This window comes from [Mannheimia] succiniciproducens MBEL55E (assembly GCF_000007745.1).
Taxonomy (GTDB): Bacteria; Pseudomonadota; Gammaproteobacteria; order Enterobacterales; family Pasteurellaceae; genus Basfia; species Basfia succiniciproducens.
On record NC_006300.1, the window covers coordinates 93,004 to 110,663 of the forward strand.

Here is a 17,660-nt window from a genome sequence, read left to right on the forward strand (position 1 = left end):
GCTTCTGTCCAGTTTACTAGAATGTTCATTATTTCTCCTATTGATTAAAAAACAGTTTGGGCTTATATTAAGCCTACTCGCAAGGGGTTTCCTACTGGAAAGGTTACGCTGTAAAAGGGGTATTATCCTGTTCGAATCAGGCAAACTTGCGAGTTAATCTAAACTTCCCCATAACACGTCAAAGTCATGCAACGCTGTCGTGTCTTTAAATAAACTTCCCGTTGTTACCATATTCAAGCTGTGTTTCAGTTTCTTTTTACTCAGCTGACCTTTCAATTTCACCTCATAATCCATTTTGATTGCTACTTTGCCTTGCTCAGTATCGTAGACAAATAACAACACATCTTTTGCATTTTTATCCCGTTGCTGTTCTTTGGCTTGTAATAAGATAGCTTGTGGATTACGCAATTTTTCAGGCAACGTTTCCCAAAACTCAACAGGCAAACTGATGCCTTTTGCTTGTTTGCTATCACGCAAAGCATGTAAAACATCTTCATCACGCACGGCAATCACCGCCGTTTGCGGGGCTTTATCAAGTGCGGTCAGTTTTTCAATAATTTCCGGCGCCAGCACCCCCACATATTTCAGCTGTCCGCGTGCCACTTTCTCAGCGGCGACCGTATCCACCATATCTTTCATCGCCGCATTTAACATCGTCACCGCCAGCGGGCGTTCCAGAATATTTTCCACCAACAGGCTGGCAAATTTCGGTGCGGCGGTGATGAGCTTTTGCATTAACACCGAATCGATGGATGCGTTGCGCCGCTGTTTAATGCGGTCGAAGTTCCACGGGGTGAATCCGACGTCGGTGCCTTTTGCTACGGTGACGGTGCGCGGATTGCCGGAACGGATACCGACGGTTTTCTGTTCGAATTCGATTTCCGGCGCCGTGCCTACTTTCTTGCCGTAACGACGTAAATCCGCCTCATCGTGCGCCACGACGGTACAGTGACAGCCGTAGGCTTTAATCGGGTAATGATAACGCCACCACGGGTCGTCATAGCGCAGCACCAAACCGTCCCATGCCATGTGTTGTTCGCGCGGATGAGCGTTATCATTGTGCTGATATTCCCAATAGGGCATATCTTCCGCCATATCTAAATGCTGTTGCAACCGTCCGCGGTTGTAGGCGCCGTACACGTTGGTGTCGTAAATAATACGGGTGCGCCAGTTGCGTCCGCCGTTATATTCCCAACCCGTATTGGCAATAATGTCATCAAAGCGCCGGCGGAAGCCATCTAGGGTTTCACCCTTCAGCACGGCGGCATCCACCGCTTCACGCAAGGCGGTCAGCACTTCGTTGCGATTGGCGCCGGCGACCATAAAAAAGTAGTCGTGTTCTTCGCCAAGTACATCCAAATAGTTGTCGGTTTTCAGGTTAAGCTTCTTTTCGAAATACTTCGCCTGCTCCTCGAAGGTGAATTTACTCATCGCCTTTTACCTTGCGTTCATCATTAACGGATTGGCGCCCGGCTAATTCCGATACGGTGGACGCCATCGCCAGCAATTTGCCGTATTCGGCGAACGTTAATTCCGGAATCAGGCTGTCCAGTTGATTGCGGAAGTCTTCTAGGCTGTCCGCCTTAGCTAGACGGTCTTTCACCGTTTGTAACCAATCGTCCACCTGGCTTTCACCTTCGATTTCCAGTTGTTCGATAATTCCGTCGGCAATAGGGTGTAAGCCTTGCTGATTATGTTCGGCAAACTCGGAAACCTGCGGATTTTTGACCGCACTTTGCGCCTGCTGAATTTCAATGTCACCGTCTTCAAAACCGTATTCCCGCTGAAAATATGTTTTAGAAAACCGCACGCCCATGCCGTGCAGTTTTGTGTCGCGTTCCACTTGGGTGGTATTGATTTCAGCCTGTTCAAAAAATTCAAACTGCGGCAACTGTTCTACGTTGAAATTGTATTTCACAATCCATTGCAACAGGGTATTGAAGGTTTCTTCAATCATCGCGCGGTCATCGGCGCAAATATCCTCCGCCACCTCAAGCCCGGCTTGTGCGCTGGCGCGATTGCTTTCCTGTTCGGTGGTTTGATTCTGTCCGAGTAAAGCAATATTGATTTCCGCCTTACAATGTTTCAGGAATTTTTCATAGGTATCGGCACTGGCGGCTTTGCCGGAAGATTCGATAATCTCTACGCTGCTGTCATCCGGAATAACGGCGATAGCCGAACCAATCATGGCTTCCAGGCTGTCCGCCAGTCTGTCTTTGTCCGGTTGTTGCGCTTGGCGCGAATGTTTACCGACCAACCAGGGCGAACCGTATTTTTCAGTAAACTCCAACCAGAATTTCAGACCGCCTTTTTTGAACGTCGCCGCCCAAAAGCAAAGGGACAAGTCGCCCAGCCCGTACGGGTTGTCTTGGGTGGCTTCCTGAGTTGTCAGCAAAAACTTGTCTTCCGGTAATAATTCGCCGGTGACCCAATTTTCTTTGGTGCGGAAACGGAGTTGATTGTCTTCATCGAACACGAACCATTCCGGCTTTTTGCCGATGATTTCTAACGGCACAAACAAGCCGTCCCGTTCACCCCACATCACTTCGCTGACCTGGTAACCGTATAAGGCGGCATTCAGCATTTCGGTGATGATGTGATTCATCTTTAAACGGCTGAAAATCCGCTCAAGCTGTTCGTCCACTTTTGCGTTGTTAGTCGTGGTAATCCGCCATTCCAGCTTTTTCACCGCCGCTTTACGGCGACGCACGCCGGAACGCACTTGTCCGTCGGAAAGTAATTCACGATAAACGGCAATGTCTTTCCCCATTTTTTTCAAAATCGGGTCAGGATTTGGCAGATAATAGCCAAACGCCCAGAAATCAATACTTCTCGCACGGGTGGCGATTTCGCTAACTAAGTTCTTTTTCATTTTTCATAATCCACAAAGCAAGCCAAGACAACGAATACCCACCAAAAGGGCTTATCGTAAAATAGTAAAAATGCGCCTGAGAGAACAAGCGTTACAAATGCAATCATGGCTAATATCCTTCACTAATAGTTTGGCTACGCCGTGCGCGGCGGGTGACCGCGACAACCGGCAATCGTACATCCTGCCGGGTGGCAAAGTGCAAGAGTAATAAGGCGATTGCCGTATCTCCGTGGCGTTTGTTTTTGCCGCCGTCCACGCTTTTTGCCCGTTTATCCGGGATACGCGGTACACCGCGCACGATTTCGAAGGCGCGCAAGTCTGCCAATACATCGGCATTTTTCGGCAATTTGGTCAATGTGCCGTCTTCTAACGCTGCTTTAAACGGTGCGGTATTTTCCTTGTACCATTTCTCACTCAGCTGAATAATATGGATCAAACTTTCGCCAAAGGCGTCGCGGGCTTTTTCCGCCAATGAACCACCGTTACCACCACCGTCGAATGCCGCACCGCTGAACAATGGCAAGGCTTTTAAAATGTAAAGCACAATCTGTTCCTGTTGGGCATACGGCATATTACCCAGCTCGACAATAAACTGAATTTCATTGGTTAAATTCGGTTGTTGTGCGGCAATTACGAGCGAGGTTAAATCACCTTTGCGGGCAAAGTCTTCACCTAAAAAGTGCGGTCTATTTTTATCAAGATCATCTAAAAGCGGCTGAATTTCTTCTTGGAGCCATTGCGCAATTTCTTTGGCACGCACCGGTTCGTCAATGAGTTCAAAATCACGCGCCATTTCTTTACGCACAAGCGGCGTATGCGAATGCATTTGGCTTTCGATAAGCGCACGGGATAACCATTTGCCGCCGGAGTTTTTCGGAATGCAATCCAATTCTTCCGCGGCATCTTCGCCGTATGACGCTCTAATTTCCGCTTCCCATTGCTGTTCGCCTTCTTTCGAATAAGCCCGATTGGTACGTAGACAAATACGTTCATACAAGCCGTCTTTCATGGCATCTTCGAAGGTAATCGTGTGTAAGCTGTACGGTTTTTTGCCTTCTCGAATCTCTTGAATCAGTTCATTGAATGGATTATCCACACCATCGTGGGTGCTGATGATATGCACCCGACCGCCCCACATTAAGAGCGCCATTGCGGCTTTGAGTAATTCGCTTAAGCAAGGGTGGAATGCGGCTTCATCAATAATGACTAAACCTTGTTTACCACGTAAGTTTGACGGGCTGCTGGATAGTGCGGTAATACGCCAACCGCTGGCAAAGCGAATGGTGAAGGCTAAAATGCTTTCTTTTTCATCGCCTTCTTTGAAGACTTCTTCCGTTTCTTCGATTTCACCGGCGGCAAGCCCGTAAAATTTCGCCCAGTTGGCACAATCCCGAATAAATTCGAGTGCCATATCTTTGTTATAGCCTACATACCACACATCCATACCGCTGTTGCTCGCAGCAAGTAAGGCGCAATCGGCTGCTTCCCCCCAGGTTAAACCGATACGACGAGATTTTTCTACCACCTTGACGGGGTTAGTATCTTCACACCATCGTTTTTGATAGCCAAGCAACACCATCGGCGTACGTGACAGCGCCTGCATAATAGGATTGAGATCAAGTTCTACGGTTTGTTGTTTGCTCATTTGGTTGCAATACCTAAAATCTTACGGCGAATTTCATCAGCAACTTCATCACTTAATCCGCCTTTCTTCACGACTCTTTCGACTTCCTTCGCCGCAGCTTCCGCCCGTTGTTTGACTTCCGCCTGATAGGCTTTCAGCTTGGTGCTGGCTTGGATAAGCGACGCGACATTTTTACCGGCAAAACTGAGCGCCTGGAATTTTTCCATCGGCGACATTTTTTCATCTTCTTTAGCATCTTCAATATCCACCAGTGCTTCGAAAAGTGACGATTGCAATAAGCCCATTAAGGCTTCACTACGTTTGTCTTCTTTATCTTCCGCCCCTTCGGCGATAATGCGCGCGGCTTCGGTGCTGTCTTTGATTGCCTTGAAACGGCGCTCGATTTTCTGCCCATAACGATGAATCGCCGATTTGCTGATTTGATAACCTTTTTCCTTCAGCAGTTCTTCAAGCTCCACATAGCCGGAAAAACCGTTCTCGGTTAAAGCGCGCTCTAACCAACGGCGGACATCTTCGGGCAGTTTTTCAATACTGGAACGGGGTGCCATCGTGTTACTCCCAATACTTTTCAGGGCGTGCGATGCCTGCTTGGCAATCAATGGTGTATTCCACAATGTCCACGCCTAAGCGGTTGATGTCGGCATACCAAGCACCGGAAGGTTGTTTATTGAGTTCAATCAATTTACGGTCGGCGAGGTATTCCAGCTGCTGACGGATTTCAAGCGGGGTGACATTAGGATAAATGCTTGCCATGACTTCACGCAGGAACTGTTCATGGGTGGTATAGGGCCGGGCTTTATGCAAAGCGTTGAGCAAATTCCAACGCATACCTTCACGGCGGATTTTTTCCATCATTATTTTGCACTCTCAATTTTGTATAAATCACTTAAGGTTTTGTGGACGGCATCCATTTTGGCTTCCAGTACGGTTTGTCCGCGGATATAGTCGTCGCGCAGGACGTAAACCAACGGCATAGAACTATTCATTTTGTTTACCATACGTTCCAGATCCTCCACTTTTTCGTTGACCCGTTGTTGATTGGCGTGGCGCTCTTCCATCGCATTCTGGAATTGCGCCACCAGCATTTTGGCAAACCCGAAACAACAGCCGAGAAACGACAATAGCAATCCGACCAAATGCCAGAATTCAACGGTAATCGTCATGGGTTTCTCCGTCTTTTACGCATCACGGGATTTTCCACGCCTAATTTAAGCGCCAGGGTGATATAACTTCGGCTTTCCGCAACCACAGGATTTTGCTTGGCAAAACGCCAACCTTGCCAGCGTTTGCGAAGTTTTTTTAAGTATTTCATTTGCGTTTTCCTAATTCGTTTAGCCATTTAAAAAAGCGTTTAAGCAGTTTTACGAGATTCAGAAACGCCAGTAATTTGTCCATTGATAGCCCCCTTAATTTTTGCTTGATAGCTGGTGACCACGCCTTTTGCCGTAGTGGCGCCGAATAAATAAATCAGCACATTGTTCAACAAGCTTTCCGCGTAGGGTTGACCTGTGACGACGGCATACACGGTTAAGCCGAATACACATAAAGCACCGATAAGCTGTACGGTACTGGTCGTGGATAATTTGCCGTCGGTGGATAACAATTCTTTCAGCATAATGATTCCTTGAATTTTGATGACCGGTTGAAACTACACTTCGTTATCGATCGCCGCATAAGCCAGGTTGCCGGCAATGCGATTCATCCAGCCTTTGCCGTAGCGCGGGAAGTTCTTTAACTTGGTATAAAAGCGGATGCGTTCGGCGTTAAAGCGTAACAGTAAATCGGAAATCGGCATTTTTTCGACCGCACTTAATGTGACTTTGCCGATAATGCCGTCATCCGCCACATTCACCGCACGTTGCAGCATACGGCTGGCATTGCCGACACCGTGATTGACGGCAGCATCGAAGAATTGAAACGCCACCGCTTCGGGTAATTTTTCGCAGTGGTAGCGTTGCCAGAAGGCTTTTTCATAGATTTTGTAGGCTTGCTCACGGGTCATGGCTTTCATCGAACCCGTGTAGCCGTTTTCGCGGGCGGTGTATTTGGTGATACCCCAATTGGTTTCACCGCCCGGATCATGCGGGTCGTTGACGTAGCCGCCTTCGTGACCGACTACCCGGTCGAAGACTTGTTGAAAGGTTAGGGGGGCAGACATAAAAAACTCCAGTTACTTGATTTGTTCAGTAACTGGAGTTTATAAAATAGGGGTTGGAGATGATTTTAAACTGAGTTAAAGAAATTATTGTACAGTTTTGTTTATCTGAGTATATTCGAGAGTTAATCTCATTTTCTCTTCGTAAAATTTATCCTTTTGTTCTTTTGTATAGCCTTTACTTGCTATTTGTTCTTCTAAAAATTTCATTCGTTCTTTTATATGGATTTCATAAGCAATCTGTGCATCAGATCGTTTTCTCTTATTCAATCTTTCAAATACCCAAACACCCAAAAGAGGACTTATTGCAGCAGAAATTGTTAGAGAATTTTCTACATATTCTGTTGGCACGAACATTCTGATAAGAGCCGTTAGAATAGACGCAAAAGCACCAGCATAGGCGGCAGGGCTATTTGATAAAGAGCTTGTGGCAGTTTGTAATTTATCGCTCATTCTCTTTCCTTATTTTCAGTTCTGCATCAATACGATCTAGTTGAGCGATAATAGGCTCTGATGATGTTAAATCTAACTCGCCATACCCCATAAATATGTCATTATGCCAACGACGAATTTTGACCTTTTTCACTGGAAACAACATCAAACGAACTTTCTGACTCAGAATTTCACCCATGCGAACGAACATTGGGATAGCCATCACTAATCCCAATGTCAGTATCGCATAAGTTAAAAATTCTGAATTATTCATCTTGCTTTTCTATCAATTTGCGGTCTTTACCAACCAAATGTTCTAAAACTTCCGTTATTATATACGTTGTTTTAGTCTGTGTACCAAATGTTTTTACTCTTTTTAAATTGACTTTCAGCCAATCCCCTTTACGGAAACTCGCTTGGTCTGCATTAATACTTGCCATAAATGCAACATCTTGTAAGACGACGGCACGCTCTTTTCCATCAAGTCTCATCTTCCACCCACTTTCACCTGATGAAAAGTTAATTTGTGTAATCGTAATCAGCTGTTCTGGTTTCAGTTCTACTTCAGGCTCCTGTGCGATACGTTCCGAAAGTTTTGTTAGTGTTTCAATTTCTTTTCCACTTTCAATTTCTACTGCCACCGTTTCTTCCGTCGTTATTTCACCTTGTTCTTCCGTTGTTTCTTCACGTTTAATTTTAAATACTGCATCAACTTTGTTTGCCAATGGTGCAACGGTTAAATCTTTAATTGCCCGACGAATTTCATCATCTTGCATTAAGATGGCAGTTTCTTTGGTGGTTTTAATTTTAGTGTTCTCAGTGAGTAATTCTACTTCATTGGAACCATCTTGCGTTTTCACATCAATGACGGGTTCCCCTTTGGTACGGAAAATATCTTTAAAAACACCATATCCTACACTTGCGCTTGGAATACCTAAACCAAGTGCAGTAAAAATATCTTTTGTTTCTATCGTAGTTACAATGTCTTTCACCGTACAAATATATTCGTATAGTTCTACAGCAAAAGGAATTTGTAGTGAACCTTTTTTTACTATCACACCTGATTCAGGTGCCTGCAAGAAAATTTCTACTGTTTTTTGTTTACCATTAAGTAGCTTATCTGAACGCTCAATTAAAGTAATCATTTCATTTACTACCTTAACCAAATTATGAGCATTAATTTTATGCTCTGCATATTCGCTGTCAGACGCATCATAAGAAAGCGTAAAACGTTCCACACCTTTAAATTTACGTTCAACTTTCTTTTTTGTTGTTTTATCTTGTTGTTTATCTGTCATATTTTTATTCCTTAGGTTATGTTTAAAAAAATCCGTCAATCGTATTTCCGTTCATGAATAAGCTGTTCGCAAATATCAATCACGTGGTTACAGCGGTCGATAAAAATTTTTTCTCGTCTGATTTGGGGGGCGGCGAAATAGAGACACAATAAAGATGCCAGCAATAAACCTCCGGCAATATAAGAAAAGATGCTGTTGGGGGTGCTTAGACGGCTGTAATCAGAAAATAGGTACCATAAATTGCCCACCCACACTACCATGGCGAATAAAGTACAAGACATGCCCCCAATCACTGCCGGATTCTTCCATTTATTCCGGTGCGCCAGCTGTCTTTTTTGTTTGGTGATTTTAATGGCGTTATGCAGTTCGTTTGTGGATAAGGCTTGCCAGCAGTCTGGTGCCGCATAATAGTTATTGATGACTTGCCCGAACTGTCCGCCATGTATTGCGGAAAGGAACTGCTGCACTATTTTTTCTCTCCGTAATTGTTAATGGTGCCGGTCGAAAATTGCCCGCCATGGACATCGCCGGCGAAGGATTGTCCGCCGGTAGAATCTGAATTTTGATGACCGGTTTTATTTGCCATGCCCGCCATTGTTTGCGCTACACTTAAAATCGCCGCGCGGCCGTTGTCATCGCATTGCATAAATAATTGCACCAGCAAGCCTGTTTTATCCGAAAAATCCGCTTTCGGCATATCTTTTAAAGCCTCCGTAGTTATTTCCTCGAATACTTCTTTTCTTGTGCCGAGCAAAATGTAATCCATATCTACACCTATTGCAGCTAATGAGAACAAAACTTCGCTTCCGGCTAAAGCAACTCCACGCTCATATTTTCCCCACATTTCACGAGAAACGCCGCATTTCTTGGCTATTTCAGCTTGAGTTAATCCTAAACGATTTCGTTCATTTTTTAATCGAACAGAGAAAAGAGAACTTAAATTCATATTTTTACCTTGACAATGAGAACATAAGTTCTCATAATGTATTCAACAGTTAAGCACATTGTACCACAAGGAGAAAAAAGAAATATGACAAATACTGTTAAAACAGCCAATCAGATTAAGTTGGAATTTCATCAACAAGGTAAAACAATTTCTAGTTGGGCAAAAGAAAATGGCTACAGTCGCACCGATGTAAGCCGTGTAATTAACGGTTTGGCAAAAGGACAGCGTGGTAAAACGCTTGAAATAGCCGTGAAATTGGGGATGGTGATTTTATGATATTTATCAACAACAAACGAACCATAAAACAACAGAAATAGGAGGCGTTTATGTTTAGTCGGTTATTGATTTATTTTTTGAAAAAACCACAGGTGGCTGAGGTTATTCGGGAGATTGCTCATTCGCCTGCTGTGCCATTAGATTTGCAAATGTCAGCAAATGATCTCGAGCAGCTAATACAACGGGTTCTTGAGCAGAGAAAACAGCGTGGCTATTCAGCATTTCATAAATAGCTTGGCTTATTGCTTGTTTCTTCTCTTTATCAAGAGTAGCAGCAACAGCATTAAATAAGAGTTTTTGAGCACCCAAAAGAAGTTGTAATTCTTCTTGTGCAGTTCTCAATGCTTCAATTTCATTTTTTAATTCGGCAAGTTGGTTTTCCATTTTAGCGTTCCTTTATAAACCATTTGCCATATTTTACCACAACACAACAAGGAGAAGAAATGAACCATACTGATTTTCAACCCTTGCCTTATCCGCAAACACCTGAGTCGGCTCGTGCTTATTTTAACTTGCACGGGATTAACCGTAGCGAATGGGCAAGATATTTCGGCATTGACCAGCAAGCAATTTCAGACCACCTGCGTGGGCGACTGAAAGGCACGTGGGGGAAATCGCACAAGGTAGCGGTGTTACTCGGGTTAAAACCGAACCCTGAAACCAAAGTGACGGCTTAACGCAAGGTGGCGACCTTACGCATTGCTCTTTAACAATTTGGTAGATCCTAAAAAGCGATATTTTTGCAAAAAATAAGCGGAATTAGACCGCTTGAACAAGTTTATAGGAGAACAAAATGAAACGAATGTTAGAAAAACTGGCGATGTGGTTTTTACATCGCAACGGCTACATCGTGCGTAGCAAAGCGGAATGCAATTTAGTGCCTGATTTTGTATTGCGAATGCAGGAAAAACAGGTGAAACCTATCCAACCGGTGGATTGGGCGGAAGAAGGAGAAACAAAATGAGCGAAAAAATCAACAGCACACAGCGTGCCCTGCGGATTTTAAAAGCCTTGAAAGGCAGAACCCTAACAGGGTTAAGTAACAAGGAATTAGCCGACCGTTTGAACGAAAGCCCTGTGAACATTACACGTTCATTACAGGCGTTAATTGCGGAAGGGTTGGTGGTGAAATTGGAAGAAACAGGACGCTTTGCCTTAAGTATTCAGATGTTACAGATTGCCGTCACCCACCAGCGAGATACGGAAAAAATGCAAGCCCGAATGGCAGAAATGGATCAGCGAGTGAACGCTGGGGCATTCTAAATGCGCCGACATCGGCGCATTTGAACGGATTAATTTATAGAAAAGGATCACAAAAATGACAGAAACAAGCGAAAAATCGACCGCTCTTTCAAATGAAAGTTATCTACGTCACAGTATGGTGATTATGGATAAATGGGGCAACGGCGAAGCATACGATGAAAAACTCATTGTAGATCGTGGTAAGCATTGCCAGCGCACTATGGTGGAAAGCATGCTTGAATTTGGACGCGTGCTAATCATCTTAAAAGAACATATGGTACACGGTAAATTTCAAGAAACGTTAGAACACGAGTTTGATGTTACCCCACGAGCGGCACAGAAATTTATGCAAGCCACACTGAAATTCTGCGGCGAAGGGCTGCAAGATACCACACCGAAGTTGGTGCAGTTAGGTAAATCGAAGTTATTAGAACTGGTGACACAAGATGATGACGATTTAAAAGAACTCGCCGAAGGTGGCACGGTGGCGGGCTTAAAGCTGGATGAAGTGGACAGAATGAGCGTGCAAGAATTACGTAAGGCGTTACGCAATGCGAAGGCGGAAAAAGAAGCCATGGGCAAGGTATTAGCCAATAAAGACAACAAAATTAATGAGTTGGATGTGGAATTGGCGAAGAAGAAAAAAGACATCGAAACCCGAAGCCCTGACCGTAAAGGGGGCGATTTACGCAAAGAAACCTCGCAAATTGCCTATGGTGCAGAAGCGATTTTACGCGGACAGGTTCGCCCGGCATTTGACGCACTATTGGAACATACCGAAGAAAGCGGCATGGATCATACGCAGTTTATGAGCGGTGTGGTGGCGGAAATTGAGTTGATTTTAATCGAGCTGAAAGAAACCTACGGACTAAACGATGTGCCGTCGGTGGAGGCGGACGACTGGGAAAATCAAAGCGATAAAAGCTTAGGCAGTGTGTTAGACGAAATTATTGCTGACCAACAAGCAATGTAAGGCGGAACCATGGCGATTTTACCCGAAGTGCTGATGAATATCGCTTTGGATGTAAAGCGAGCCAAAGCGCGGGGTGACAAACTGGAACCGATTTATCAGCGTGGTTGCGAATTGACAAAGCTTTCCCGCGCTACGTTAATTCGCCAATTAAAGCCGTATTTACCGCCCAGCGGGCGCAAAGTGCGGTCGGATAAAGGAACGAACCAGTTGGAGCTTGCGGAGCTGAAAACCATTTCCGCCGCTTGGCTGGAAAATCGGCGCAACCAGTATAAAAAGCGGATGTTACCACTGGATGAACTGCTTGCCATGTTGCGAGCCAACGGCGAAATTAAGGCGGAATTTGTGGATAAAGCCACGGGCGAAATCCGACCTTATTCGGAAAGTGCGGTCAGCCGTGCATTAATTAACGCCAGATTGCACCCCGACCAGTTGTTAAAACCAAAACCCGCCATTCGTATGCGCAGTCTGCACCCAAATCATTGTTGGCAAATCGACCCGTCTTTATGTGTGTTGTATTACTTAAAGCGGGATCACAAGCAAACGGAAAACGGTTTACAGGTGATGGAAGCCAAACGGTTTTATAAAAACAAGCCCGCCAATGTGGCGAGTGTGGAAAGCGACCGGGTGTGGCGTTATGTGATTACCGACCATACCAGCGGTGTGATTTATGTGGAGTATGTTTACGGCGGGGAAACCTCGGAAAACCTATGCAACACCTTTATCAACGCTATGCAACGCAAGCCTCACGGTGACGAACCGTTCTGCGGCGTGCCGAAAATGGTGATGCTTGACCCGGGTTCGGCAAATACCTCAAAAATGTTCGATAACTTATGCTATCAACTGGGGGTGAAATTGCAGATTAACGAACCCGGCAATCCGCGCGCCAAAGGGCAAGTGGAAAAAGGCAACGATATTGTGGAACGCCAGTTCGAAAGCCGGTTGCGGTTTAAATCGGTAGCCAATCTTGATGAGCTTAACGAACGGGCGCATGAGTGGATGCGGGCGTTCAACGCCACCAAGAAACATTCGCGACACGGTATGCCACGCTATAAAGCCTGGCTACATATTACCAAAGAACAGTTGGTACTTGCGCCGTCTCTCGACATTTGTCGCGAACTGATGGTTTCCAAATTAGTGGAACGACAAGTGGACGGACAGTTGCAAGTGAAGTTTGAAGGGCTGACCTATGATGTGAGCGGTGTGCCGAACTTGAATGTGGGCGACAAATTACGGTTGGGCAAAAATCCGTATCGCCCCGACTGCATTCAGGTGGAATGCTTTGAACAGGTGTTTGATGAAAACAATGAGATGAGCTTGAAGCCTTATTGGTTTGTGGTGGAACCGATTGAAACGGATAAATTCGGGCTGGATGTGAATGCGGCGGTGATTGGCGAAAGCTACAAATCGCATGCAAAAACCACGCTTGAAACCAACCGTGAAACAGTGGAACGCTTGGCATACGGTGCAACCGATGATGACGGCGTGAAAGCGGCTAAGAAAGCGAATAAACCGTTATTTGACGGACGCATTGATCCATTCAAGACGATTGATGAACGCCCTGATGTGATGTTTATACCAAAACGTGGACAAGAACACGAGCTGACCACCAACGCAAGACGGGTTGAACAAAAACCTGTCGGTTTAGTGGAATGCGCCAAACAGCTTAAAGCCCGCTTTCCGCAATGGAACGGCAAGCATTATAAGCAGCTGGCAACACATTTCGCGGACGGTGTGCCGGCGGAGTTGCTGGAAACCTGGTTACAAGATGAAAAATTGCCTGAAATTTTGAACCCTGAAACCAAAATTCTGAAGCTTAGCGCGGCATAAATTTTGATGAACGGAGACGCTATGTTGAAGTTAAAACAGGTGCTGATTGACAAAGGTGTGAGCTTGCGGCAGTTGGCACAGAAGATGAACGTTTCGCCTGCAACGGTGGCACAGTTGGTTAATCATAATCAACGTGTGAAGCAACAGTGGGCGGAATTTGAAACGAATTTAGCAAGAAATTTGACCGCACTTGGTATTACGGCGCCGTTGAAAGACTTGCTGAAAGATGAAGCGACAGGGGAAAGTTTGGCGACCGAGCCTGCCGCTTCAGCCCCCAAAACTAAACAAGACATTGAGGACGACATTATGTTACTCGCAAAACAGGCTTTATTTCCAGCCACAAAGAAACATTTTTCGCTGTTTCGAGATCCGTTTGCGGAAGATATTCGCAGTGCGGACGATGTATTCAGTTCGGCGGACGTGCGGTATGTGCGTGAAGCGTTATTTCAAACCGCAAAACACGGCGGCTTTATGGCGGTGGTCGGTGAAAGCGGTGCGGGCAAATCCACCCTGCGACGTGATTTGATTGACCGTATCAACCAAGAGAATGCACCGATTACGGTGATTGAACCGTATATCATCGCCATGGAAGACAACGATGTGAAAGGCAAAACGCTGAAAGCCGCCCATATTGCGGAAGCGATTATTAATACGCTGGCGCCGCTGGAAAGCGTGAAACGCAGCCCGGAAGCACGCTTTCGCCAGTTGCACAAGGTGTTAAAAGAAAGTGTGAAATCCGGTTATTCCAACGTGCTGATTATTGAAGAGGCGCACAGTTTACCGATTCCTACCCTAAAACATTTAAAACGCTTTTTTGAGTTGGAGGACGGCTTCAAAAAGTTGCTTTCCATTGTGTTAATTGGTCAGCCTGAGCTGAAAGTGAAACTTTCCGAGCGCAATACGGAAGTGCGTGAAGTGGTGCAACGTTGCGAAGTGGTTGAGCTGGCGCCGTTAGACAGCGAATTGGAAAACTATGTGGCGTTTAAACTGGCGAAAGTGGGCAAAAAAGTGGATGACATTTTCGACGAAGACGCCTTTGCCGCCGTGCGGCAACGTTTGGTTGCGGTGAGTCGCAATAAAACGTCCGCCAGCCTGCTTTATCCGCTTGCGGTGGGCAATTTGCTGACGGCGGCGATGAATCTGGCAGAAAGTTTAGGTGTGCCGAAAGTATCCGGCGAGGTGGTGATGGGAGTATAAAAATGGCAAAAAAAGCAGTACGTATTAAGGCAGAAACTCACGAAATTAATCTGCAAACGCAAGATGATGTGGCGTTAGCCATTAAGGAAATCGGCGATTTAGAGCGTGAGCAGGTGCGTCTTTCCACCTTGCAAGCGGATGAGAAAGCGGCGATTGATGAAAAATATACGGCAGAATTGACCGCACTTAAAGACAAAGTGAAGCCGTTACAAAAGGCGGTGCAGGCTTATTGCGAAAGCCGTCGAAACGAGCTGACAAACGGCGGAAAACAGAAAACGGCTTACTTCACCACCGGCGAAGTGCAATGGCGGGCAAAACCGCCGGCGGTTATCGCAAGAGGTATCGACGTTATTTTGGAAAGCCTGCGTAATTCCGGGTTGTTCCGCTTTATTCGGACTAAAGAAGAGCTGAATAAAGAAGCGATGCTTGCCGAACCTGATATAGCGCGTTCGATTGACGGCGTGACGATTCGCGAAGGCGTAGAAGAATTTGTGATTAAACCGAACGATGAAGAGGTGCGGACATGAACGAGTGCGAACAGATTAAACAGGTATGGAAGCAAGAATACGATGAGGCGGCAGAAGCCGCCGCAAAAACGGAACGTTCCGGCAACTATTACCAAGCCGCCGAATTGTGGAAAAAAGCGAAAGAAAAAGCCTTAAATTTATCGCAAAAAGAATGGTGCAAACGGCGCTATCAATACTGCATAAGTTGGGCAAGCAGACGGGAGAAATAATATGTTTGATGTCCTTGAACAACTTAAACTGCAAATTCATCAAGCAATTGTGCAGTTAGAACAGGCGGAAAAAGCCTTACATAAACAAAAAATGACGCATGCCTCTATTTATGTTGAAAATGCGAAAGGGATTCTGATGAAACTCGGAGGAAGAATTAAATGACTATCCATAGTGCTAAATTGCAGTTAGTGGTAACCGCTGATAAGGATGATCTAAATATCAAAACCGGGGTCGATTGTTATGATTTACCCCATCAACTGACAGAAATAATGTCGGATTTGCTGGTGAAAATTCCGGTATTGATTCGTTCGGCTTGGTTTTATATTACCGATAATTATGCTGATGCCGAAAACGGTTTTGATGTCACGCTGACCTTCCATTTTGAAAAGGAACAAGGGGATGATTGGTCTGCCTCGGCGAAATCAACACACCCCGGAACGGTCGAAGATTTATTGTTAGGCATGGCGAAGATGATTTTTCAGGAAGATCCCATTATTGACGAGCTTATCGAAAAGGAACTGGAAGAATTAGATTTGCCCGAATATGTGCAGCATTTCGACCCAACCTGTTAAAAATAAAGCCACCTTCGGGTGGTTTTTCGTATATGGAGTATGAAAAATGAAAGTGAAATGTAGCGCTTGTGGTGCGGTCTATTCGTTGGATGCGCTAATTGCTAATCAATCCGCCAGCCAGGCATTAAATGCGGCATTAATGGTCAGCGGGGAACTTGGTGAAGCGTTGATTCGCTATTTGGGTCTGTTTCGTCCGGCAAAAACCTCATTAACCTTTGACCGGGTAGCAACCTTATTGAATGAGCTTACACCGATGATTCAAGCCGGAAAAATTACCCGTGACGGGCGTGAATTTCCGGCACCGACAGAGGCTTGGATTTATGCGAAATAAGCTGTTACAGTTAGTGCATATTGGGAAAACACAGTTGGGAATGGACGACGAGACTTATCGAAGCCTACTTTCTCAGCAATTCTACCAAAATTCTGCAAAAAATATAAGCTATTCAGGTCTCATAAAATTGGTTAAATTGCTGCAATCAAAAGGGGCTAAAATTCAGTTACCAAAAAGTAAATCCACATTGTCGCCACTGCAACGTAAAGTATGGGCTGTGTGGAAATCAACGGCGGATAATCCTACAAGTCAAGCATTAAATGCTTATGTTGCAAGGATAGGTGTTGATGAACCTTGGAATATGATGAATAACTCGCAGGCTTCTTTTGTATTGGAAACATTAAAAAAATGGCAAGAACGAAAGGGTAATTAAATGACTATCGCTAAATTCGACAATGAAGACTTTCGCAATAAAGCGCCTGATTTATTGGCGGATTTAGCGAAACACTCCGTTAACATCATTAAACAACACGCAGACATCGAAGACGATCTCGCTGAAAATATCGGTATGTTGATTGCTATGAAAATAGGTGAATCCTGGGGTGGCTTAAATATTTATATGCCAAAGGCTCAAACCTTGTTCTTCTGTGAACGCGAGAAGCAAATCTATAATGATTTCACCGGCAATAACCATGCTTATTTAGCACGTAAATATAAGCTGTCTCTTCAGTGTATTTACCAAATTGTCAAACGCGTCCAAAAGGATGAAATTAATAAGCGTCAGTATCAGATGTTTAGAGAGGATTAAAGATGAAAACATCTATTATTTTTAATTTACCAGCTGATGTAATCAATGAATTGCATAAACGATTAAGAGAATCAAACTACTCAGGATTTATTGAGCTTGAAAACTGGCTAAAGAATTTGGGGTTTAATGTATCAAAATCAGGTATTCATCGTTATGCTCAAAAACTAAAATCGCTAGATGGTTTTATTGGTAGAAGTGGTTCTTTTGATTTAGCTGTACAATTAAATAACTCTATTGATGATAATACCCCACTAAATTTGTTATACCAAGAACTTGGTAAACTTGAGTATCAAAAGCAACAAATTCTACAAAAAATTTCAGCTATGGAAGCTGAAAATCAAATCTAAAAAATAACTCAGCTTAGACTACTTAAGCTGAGTTATTTCTTTTCACTATTTGAAACGTTATT

Annotated in this window: 29 protein-coding genes and 1 pseudogene; 15 read left to right on the plus strand and 15 right to left on the minus strand. The window is 44.7% G+C overall.

All coding sequences use genetic code 11. From position 1 onward, the window contains the following. Positions 1–153: 153 nt before the first annotated feature. The 14 genes from MS_RS00470 to MS_RS00530 all read right to left on the minus strand — a co-directional run bounded on the left by MS_RS00470 (position 154) and on the right by MS_RS00530 (position 9,348). Positions 154–1,431, minus strand: a complete 1,278-nt coding sequence (locus tag MS_RS00470) for a phage head morphogenesis protein (RefSeq protein ID WP_011199284.1) — start codon at positions 1,429–1,431, stop codon at positions 154–156. Continuing rightward, on the minus strand, positions 1,424–2,872 hold the full coding sequence (locus MS_RS00475; protein WP_011199285.1) for a DUF935 domain-containing protein: 1,449 nt from the start codon (positions 2,870–2,872) through the stop codon (positions 1,424–1,426). Before MS_RS00475 ends, MS_RS00470 begins: the two co-directional genes overlap by 8 nt. A 109-nt stretch (positions 2,873–2,981) precedes the next feature. Further along, on the minus strand, positions 2,982–4,517 hold the full coding sequence (locus MS_RS00480; protein WP_011199286.1) for a terminase large subunit domain-containing protein: 1,536 nt from the start codon (positions 4,515–4,517) through the stop codon (positions 2,982–2,984). Continuing rightward, positions 4,514–5,065, minus strand: coding sequence for a DUF3486 family protein (locus MS_RS00485; RefSeq protein WP_011199287.1), 552 nt, complete (start codon positions 5,063–5,065; stop codon positions 4,514–4,516). The genes MS_RS00480 and MS_RS00485 overlap by 4 nt, the downstream gene beginning before the upstream one ends. A gap of 4 nt (positions 5,066–5,069) precedes the next feature. Then, positions 5,070–5,372, minus strand: a complete 303-nt coding sequence (locus tag MS_RS00490; protein ID WP_011199288.1) for a hypothetical protein — start codon at positions 5,370–5,372, stop codon at positions 5,070–5,072. Beyond that, positions 5,372–5,680 (minus strand): hypothetical protein, encoded by a 309-nt coding sequence (locus tag MS_RS00495; protein WP_040977413.1) that lies wholly within the window; start codon positions 5,678–5,680, stop codon positions 5,372–5,374. Before MS_RS00495 ends, MS_RS00490 begins: the two co-directional genes overlap by 1 nt. Continuing rightward, complete coding sequence (locus MS_RS11180) at positions 5,677–5,829, minus strand: hypothetical protein (protein ID WP_193329809.1); 153 nt, start codon at positions 5,827–5,829, stop codon at positions 5,677–5,679. Before MS_RS11180 ends, MS_RS00495 begins: the two co-directional genes overlap by 4 nt. 39 nt (positions 5,830–5,868) lie before the next feature. Beyond that, entirely contained in the window at positions 5,869–6,132 is a 264-nt protein-coding gene (locus MS_RS00500) for a DUF2644 domain-containing protein (protein WP_011199291.1), read from the minus strand. Between the two features lie 33 nt (positions 6,133–6,165). Further along, positions 6,166–6,675, minus strand: a complete 510-nt coding sequence (locus tag MS_RS00505) for a glycoside hydrolase family 108 protein (RefSeq protein WP_011199292.1) — start codon at positions 6,673–6,675, stop codon at positions 6,166–6,168. A gap of 84 nt (positions 6,676–6,759) precedes the next feature. Beyond that, a complete protein-coding gene (locus MS_RS00510; protein ID WP_041639444.1) occupies positions 6,760–7,125 on the minus strand; it encodes a hypothetical protein in 366 nt (121 codons plus the stop codon). Beyond that, positions 7,115–7,378: a hypothetical protein gene (locus MS_RS00515; protein ID WP_011199293.1), complete on the minus strand. Its 264-nt coding sequence runs from the start codon at positions 7,376–7,378 to the stop codon at positions 7,115–7,117. The genes MS_RS00510 and MS_RS00515 overlap by 11 nt, the downstream gene beginning before the upstream one ends. After that, positions 7,371–8,402 carry a hypothetical protein gene (locus MS_RS00520; protein WP_041639446.1) on the minus strand — a complete coding sequence of 344 codons (1,032 nt, stop codon included), beginning with the start codon at positions 8,400–8,402 and terminating at the stop codon, positions 7,371–7,373. Before MS_RS00520 ends, MS_RS00515 begins: the two co-directional genes overlap by 8 nt. Before the next feature lie 35 nt (positions 8,403–8,437). Continuing rightward, complete coding sequence (locus MS_RS00525) at positions 8,438–8,869, minus strand: hypothetical protein (protein WP_011199295.1); 432 nt, start codon at positions 8,867–8,869, stop codon at positions 8,438–8,440. After that, on the minus strand, positions 8,869–9,348 hold the full coding sequence (locus MS_RS00530) for a helix-turn-helix domain-containing protein (RefSeq protein WP_011199296.1): 480 nt from the start codon (positions 9,346–9,348) through the stop codon (positions 8,869–8,871). Before MS_RS00530 ends, MS_RS00525 begins: the two co-directional genes overlap by 1 nt. A gap of 84 nt (positions 9,349–9,432) precedes the next feature. On the opposite strand from MS_RS00530, the gene MS_RS00535 reads away from it, so the two are divergent. Beyond that, entirely contained in the window at positions 9,433–9,624 is a 192-nt protein-coding gene (locus tag MS_RS00535; protein WP_041639447.1) for a DNA-binding protein, read from the plus strand. Between the two features lie 102 nt (positions 9,625–9,726). Here MS_RS00535 and MS_RS00540 read toward each other — a convergent pair whose 3' ends face one another. After that, positions 9,727–10,008, minus strand: coding sequence for a hypothetical protein (locus tag MS_RS00540; RefSeq protein ID WP_011199298.1), 282 nt, complete (start codon positions 10,006–10,008; stop codon positions 9,727–9,729). 59 nt (positions 10,009–10,067) lie between these two features. Here MS_RS00540 and MS_RS00545 point away from each other — a divergent pair, with 59 nt between their 5' ends. The 14 genes and pseudogenes from MS_RS00545 to MS_RS00600 all read left to right on the plus strand — a co-directional run bounded on the left by MS_RS00545 (position 10,068) and on the right by MS_RS00600 (position 17,598). Beyond that, a complete protein-coding gene (locus tag MS_RS00545) occupies positions 10,068–10,301 on the plus strand; it encodes a DNA-binding protein (protein ID WP_041639449.1) in 234 nt (77 codons plus the stop codon). 116 nt (positions 10,302–10,417) lie between these two features. Continuing rightward, positions 10,418–10,588 (plus strand): hypothetical protein, encoded by a 171-nt coding sequence (locus MS_RS11130; RefSeq protein ID WP_011199300.1) that lies wholly within the window; start codon positions 10,418–10,420, stop codon positions 10,586–10,588. Further along, the gene (locus MS_RS00550; RefSeq protein WP_041639451.1) at positions 10,585–10,887 is read left to right on the plus strand and encodes a helix-turn-helix domain-containing protein; all 303 of its coding nucleotides are present in this window, start codon (positions 10,585–10,587) and stop codon (positions 10,885–10,887) included. The genes MS_RS11130 and MS_RS00550 overlap by 4 nt, the downstream gene beginning before the upstream one ends. Before the next feature lie 55 nt (positions 10,888–10,942). Continuing rightward, a complete protein-coding gene (locus MS_RS00555) occupies positions 10,943–11,839 on the plus strand; it encodes a DUF3102 domain-containing protein (RefSeq protein ID WP_011199302.1) in 897 nt (298 codons plus the stop codon). A 9-nt stretch (positions 11,840–11,848) separates the two neighbouring features. Beyond that, the gene (locus MS_RS00560) at positions 11,849–13,666 is read left to right on the plus strand and encodes a DDE-type integrase/transposase/recombinase (RefSeq protein WP_011199303.1); all 1,818 of its coding nucleotides are present in this window, start codon (positions 11,849–11,851) and stop codon (positions 13,664–13,666) included. Between the two features lie 21 nt (positions 13,667–13,687). Next, complete coding sequence (locus tag MS_RS00565; protein ID WP_041639453.1) at positions 13,688–14,863, plus strand: AAA family ATPase; 1,176 nt, start codon at positions 13,688–13,690, stop codon at positions 14,861–14,863. A gap of 2 nt (positions 14,864–14,865) precedes the next feature. Next, on the plus strand, positions 14,866–15,390 hold the full coding sequence (locus tag MS_RS00570) for a host-nuclease inhibitor Gam family protein (RefSeq protein WP_011199305.1): 525 nt from the start codon (positions 14,866–14,868) through the stop codon (positions 15,388–15,390). Then, positions 15,387–15,599 carry an ANR family transcriptional regulator gene (locus MS_RS00575; protein ID WP_011199306.1) on the plus strand — a complete coding sequence of 71 codons (213 nt, stop codon included), beginning with the start codon at positions 15,387–15,389 and terminating at the stop codon, positions 15,597–15,599. Before MS_RS00570 ends, MS_RS00575 begins: the two co-directional genes overlap by 4 nt. A gap of 1 nt (position 15,600) precedes the next feature. Continuing rightward, positions 15,601–15,762 (plus strand): hypothetical protein, encoded by a 162-nt coding sequence (locus tag MS_RS11185; protein WP_011199307.1) that lies wholly within the window; start codon positions 15,601–15,603, stop codon positions 15,760–15,762. Then, positions 15,759–16,172, plus strand: a complete 414-nt coding sequence (locus MS_RS00580) for a hypothetical protein (protein ID WP_011199308.1) — start codon at positions 15,759–15,761, stop codon at positions 16,170–16,172. The genes MS_RS11185 and MS_RS00580 overlap by 4 nt, the downstream gene beginning before the upstream one ends. A 46-nt stretch (positions 16,173–16,218) precedes the next feature. Further along, positions 16,219–16,497, plus strand: a pseudogene (locus MS_RS00585) (hypothetical protein); the annotation flags it as partial. Beyond that, positions 16,493–16,876 carry a regulatory protein GemA gene (locus MS_RS00590; RefSeq protein ID WP_011199310.1) on the plus strand — a complete coding sequence of 128 codons (384 nt, stop codon included), beginning with the start codon at positions 16,493–16,495 and terminating at the stop codon, positions 16,874–16,876. The pseudogene MS_RS00585 and the gene MS_RS00590, both read left to right, overlap by 5 nt. Next, entirely contained in the window at positions 16,877–17,251 is a 375-nt protein-coding gene (locus MS_RS00595) for a Mor transcription activator family protein (protein ID WP_011199311.1), read from the plus strand. A 2-nt stretch (positions 17,252–17,253) separates the two neighbouring features. Beyond that, entirely contained in the window at positions 17,254–17,598 is a 345-nt protein-coding gene (locus tag MS_RS00600; protein WP_011199312.1) for a phage protein Gp27 family protein, read from the plus strand. The last annotated feature ends 62 nt before the right edge of the window (positions 17,599–17,660 follow it).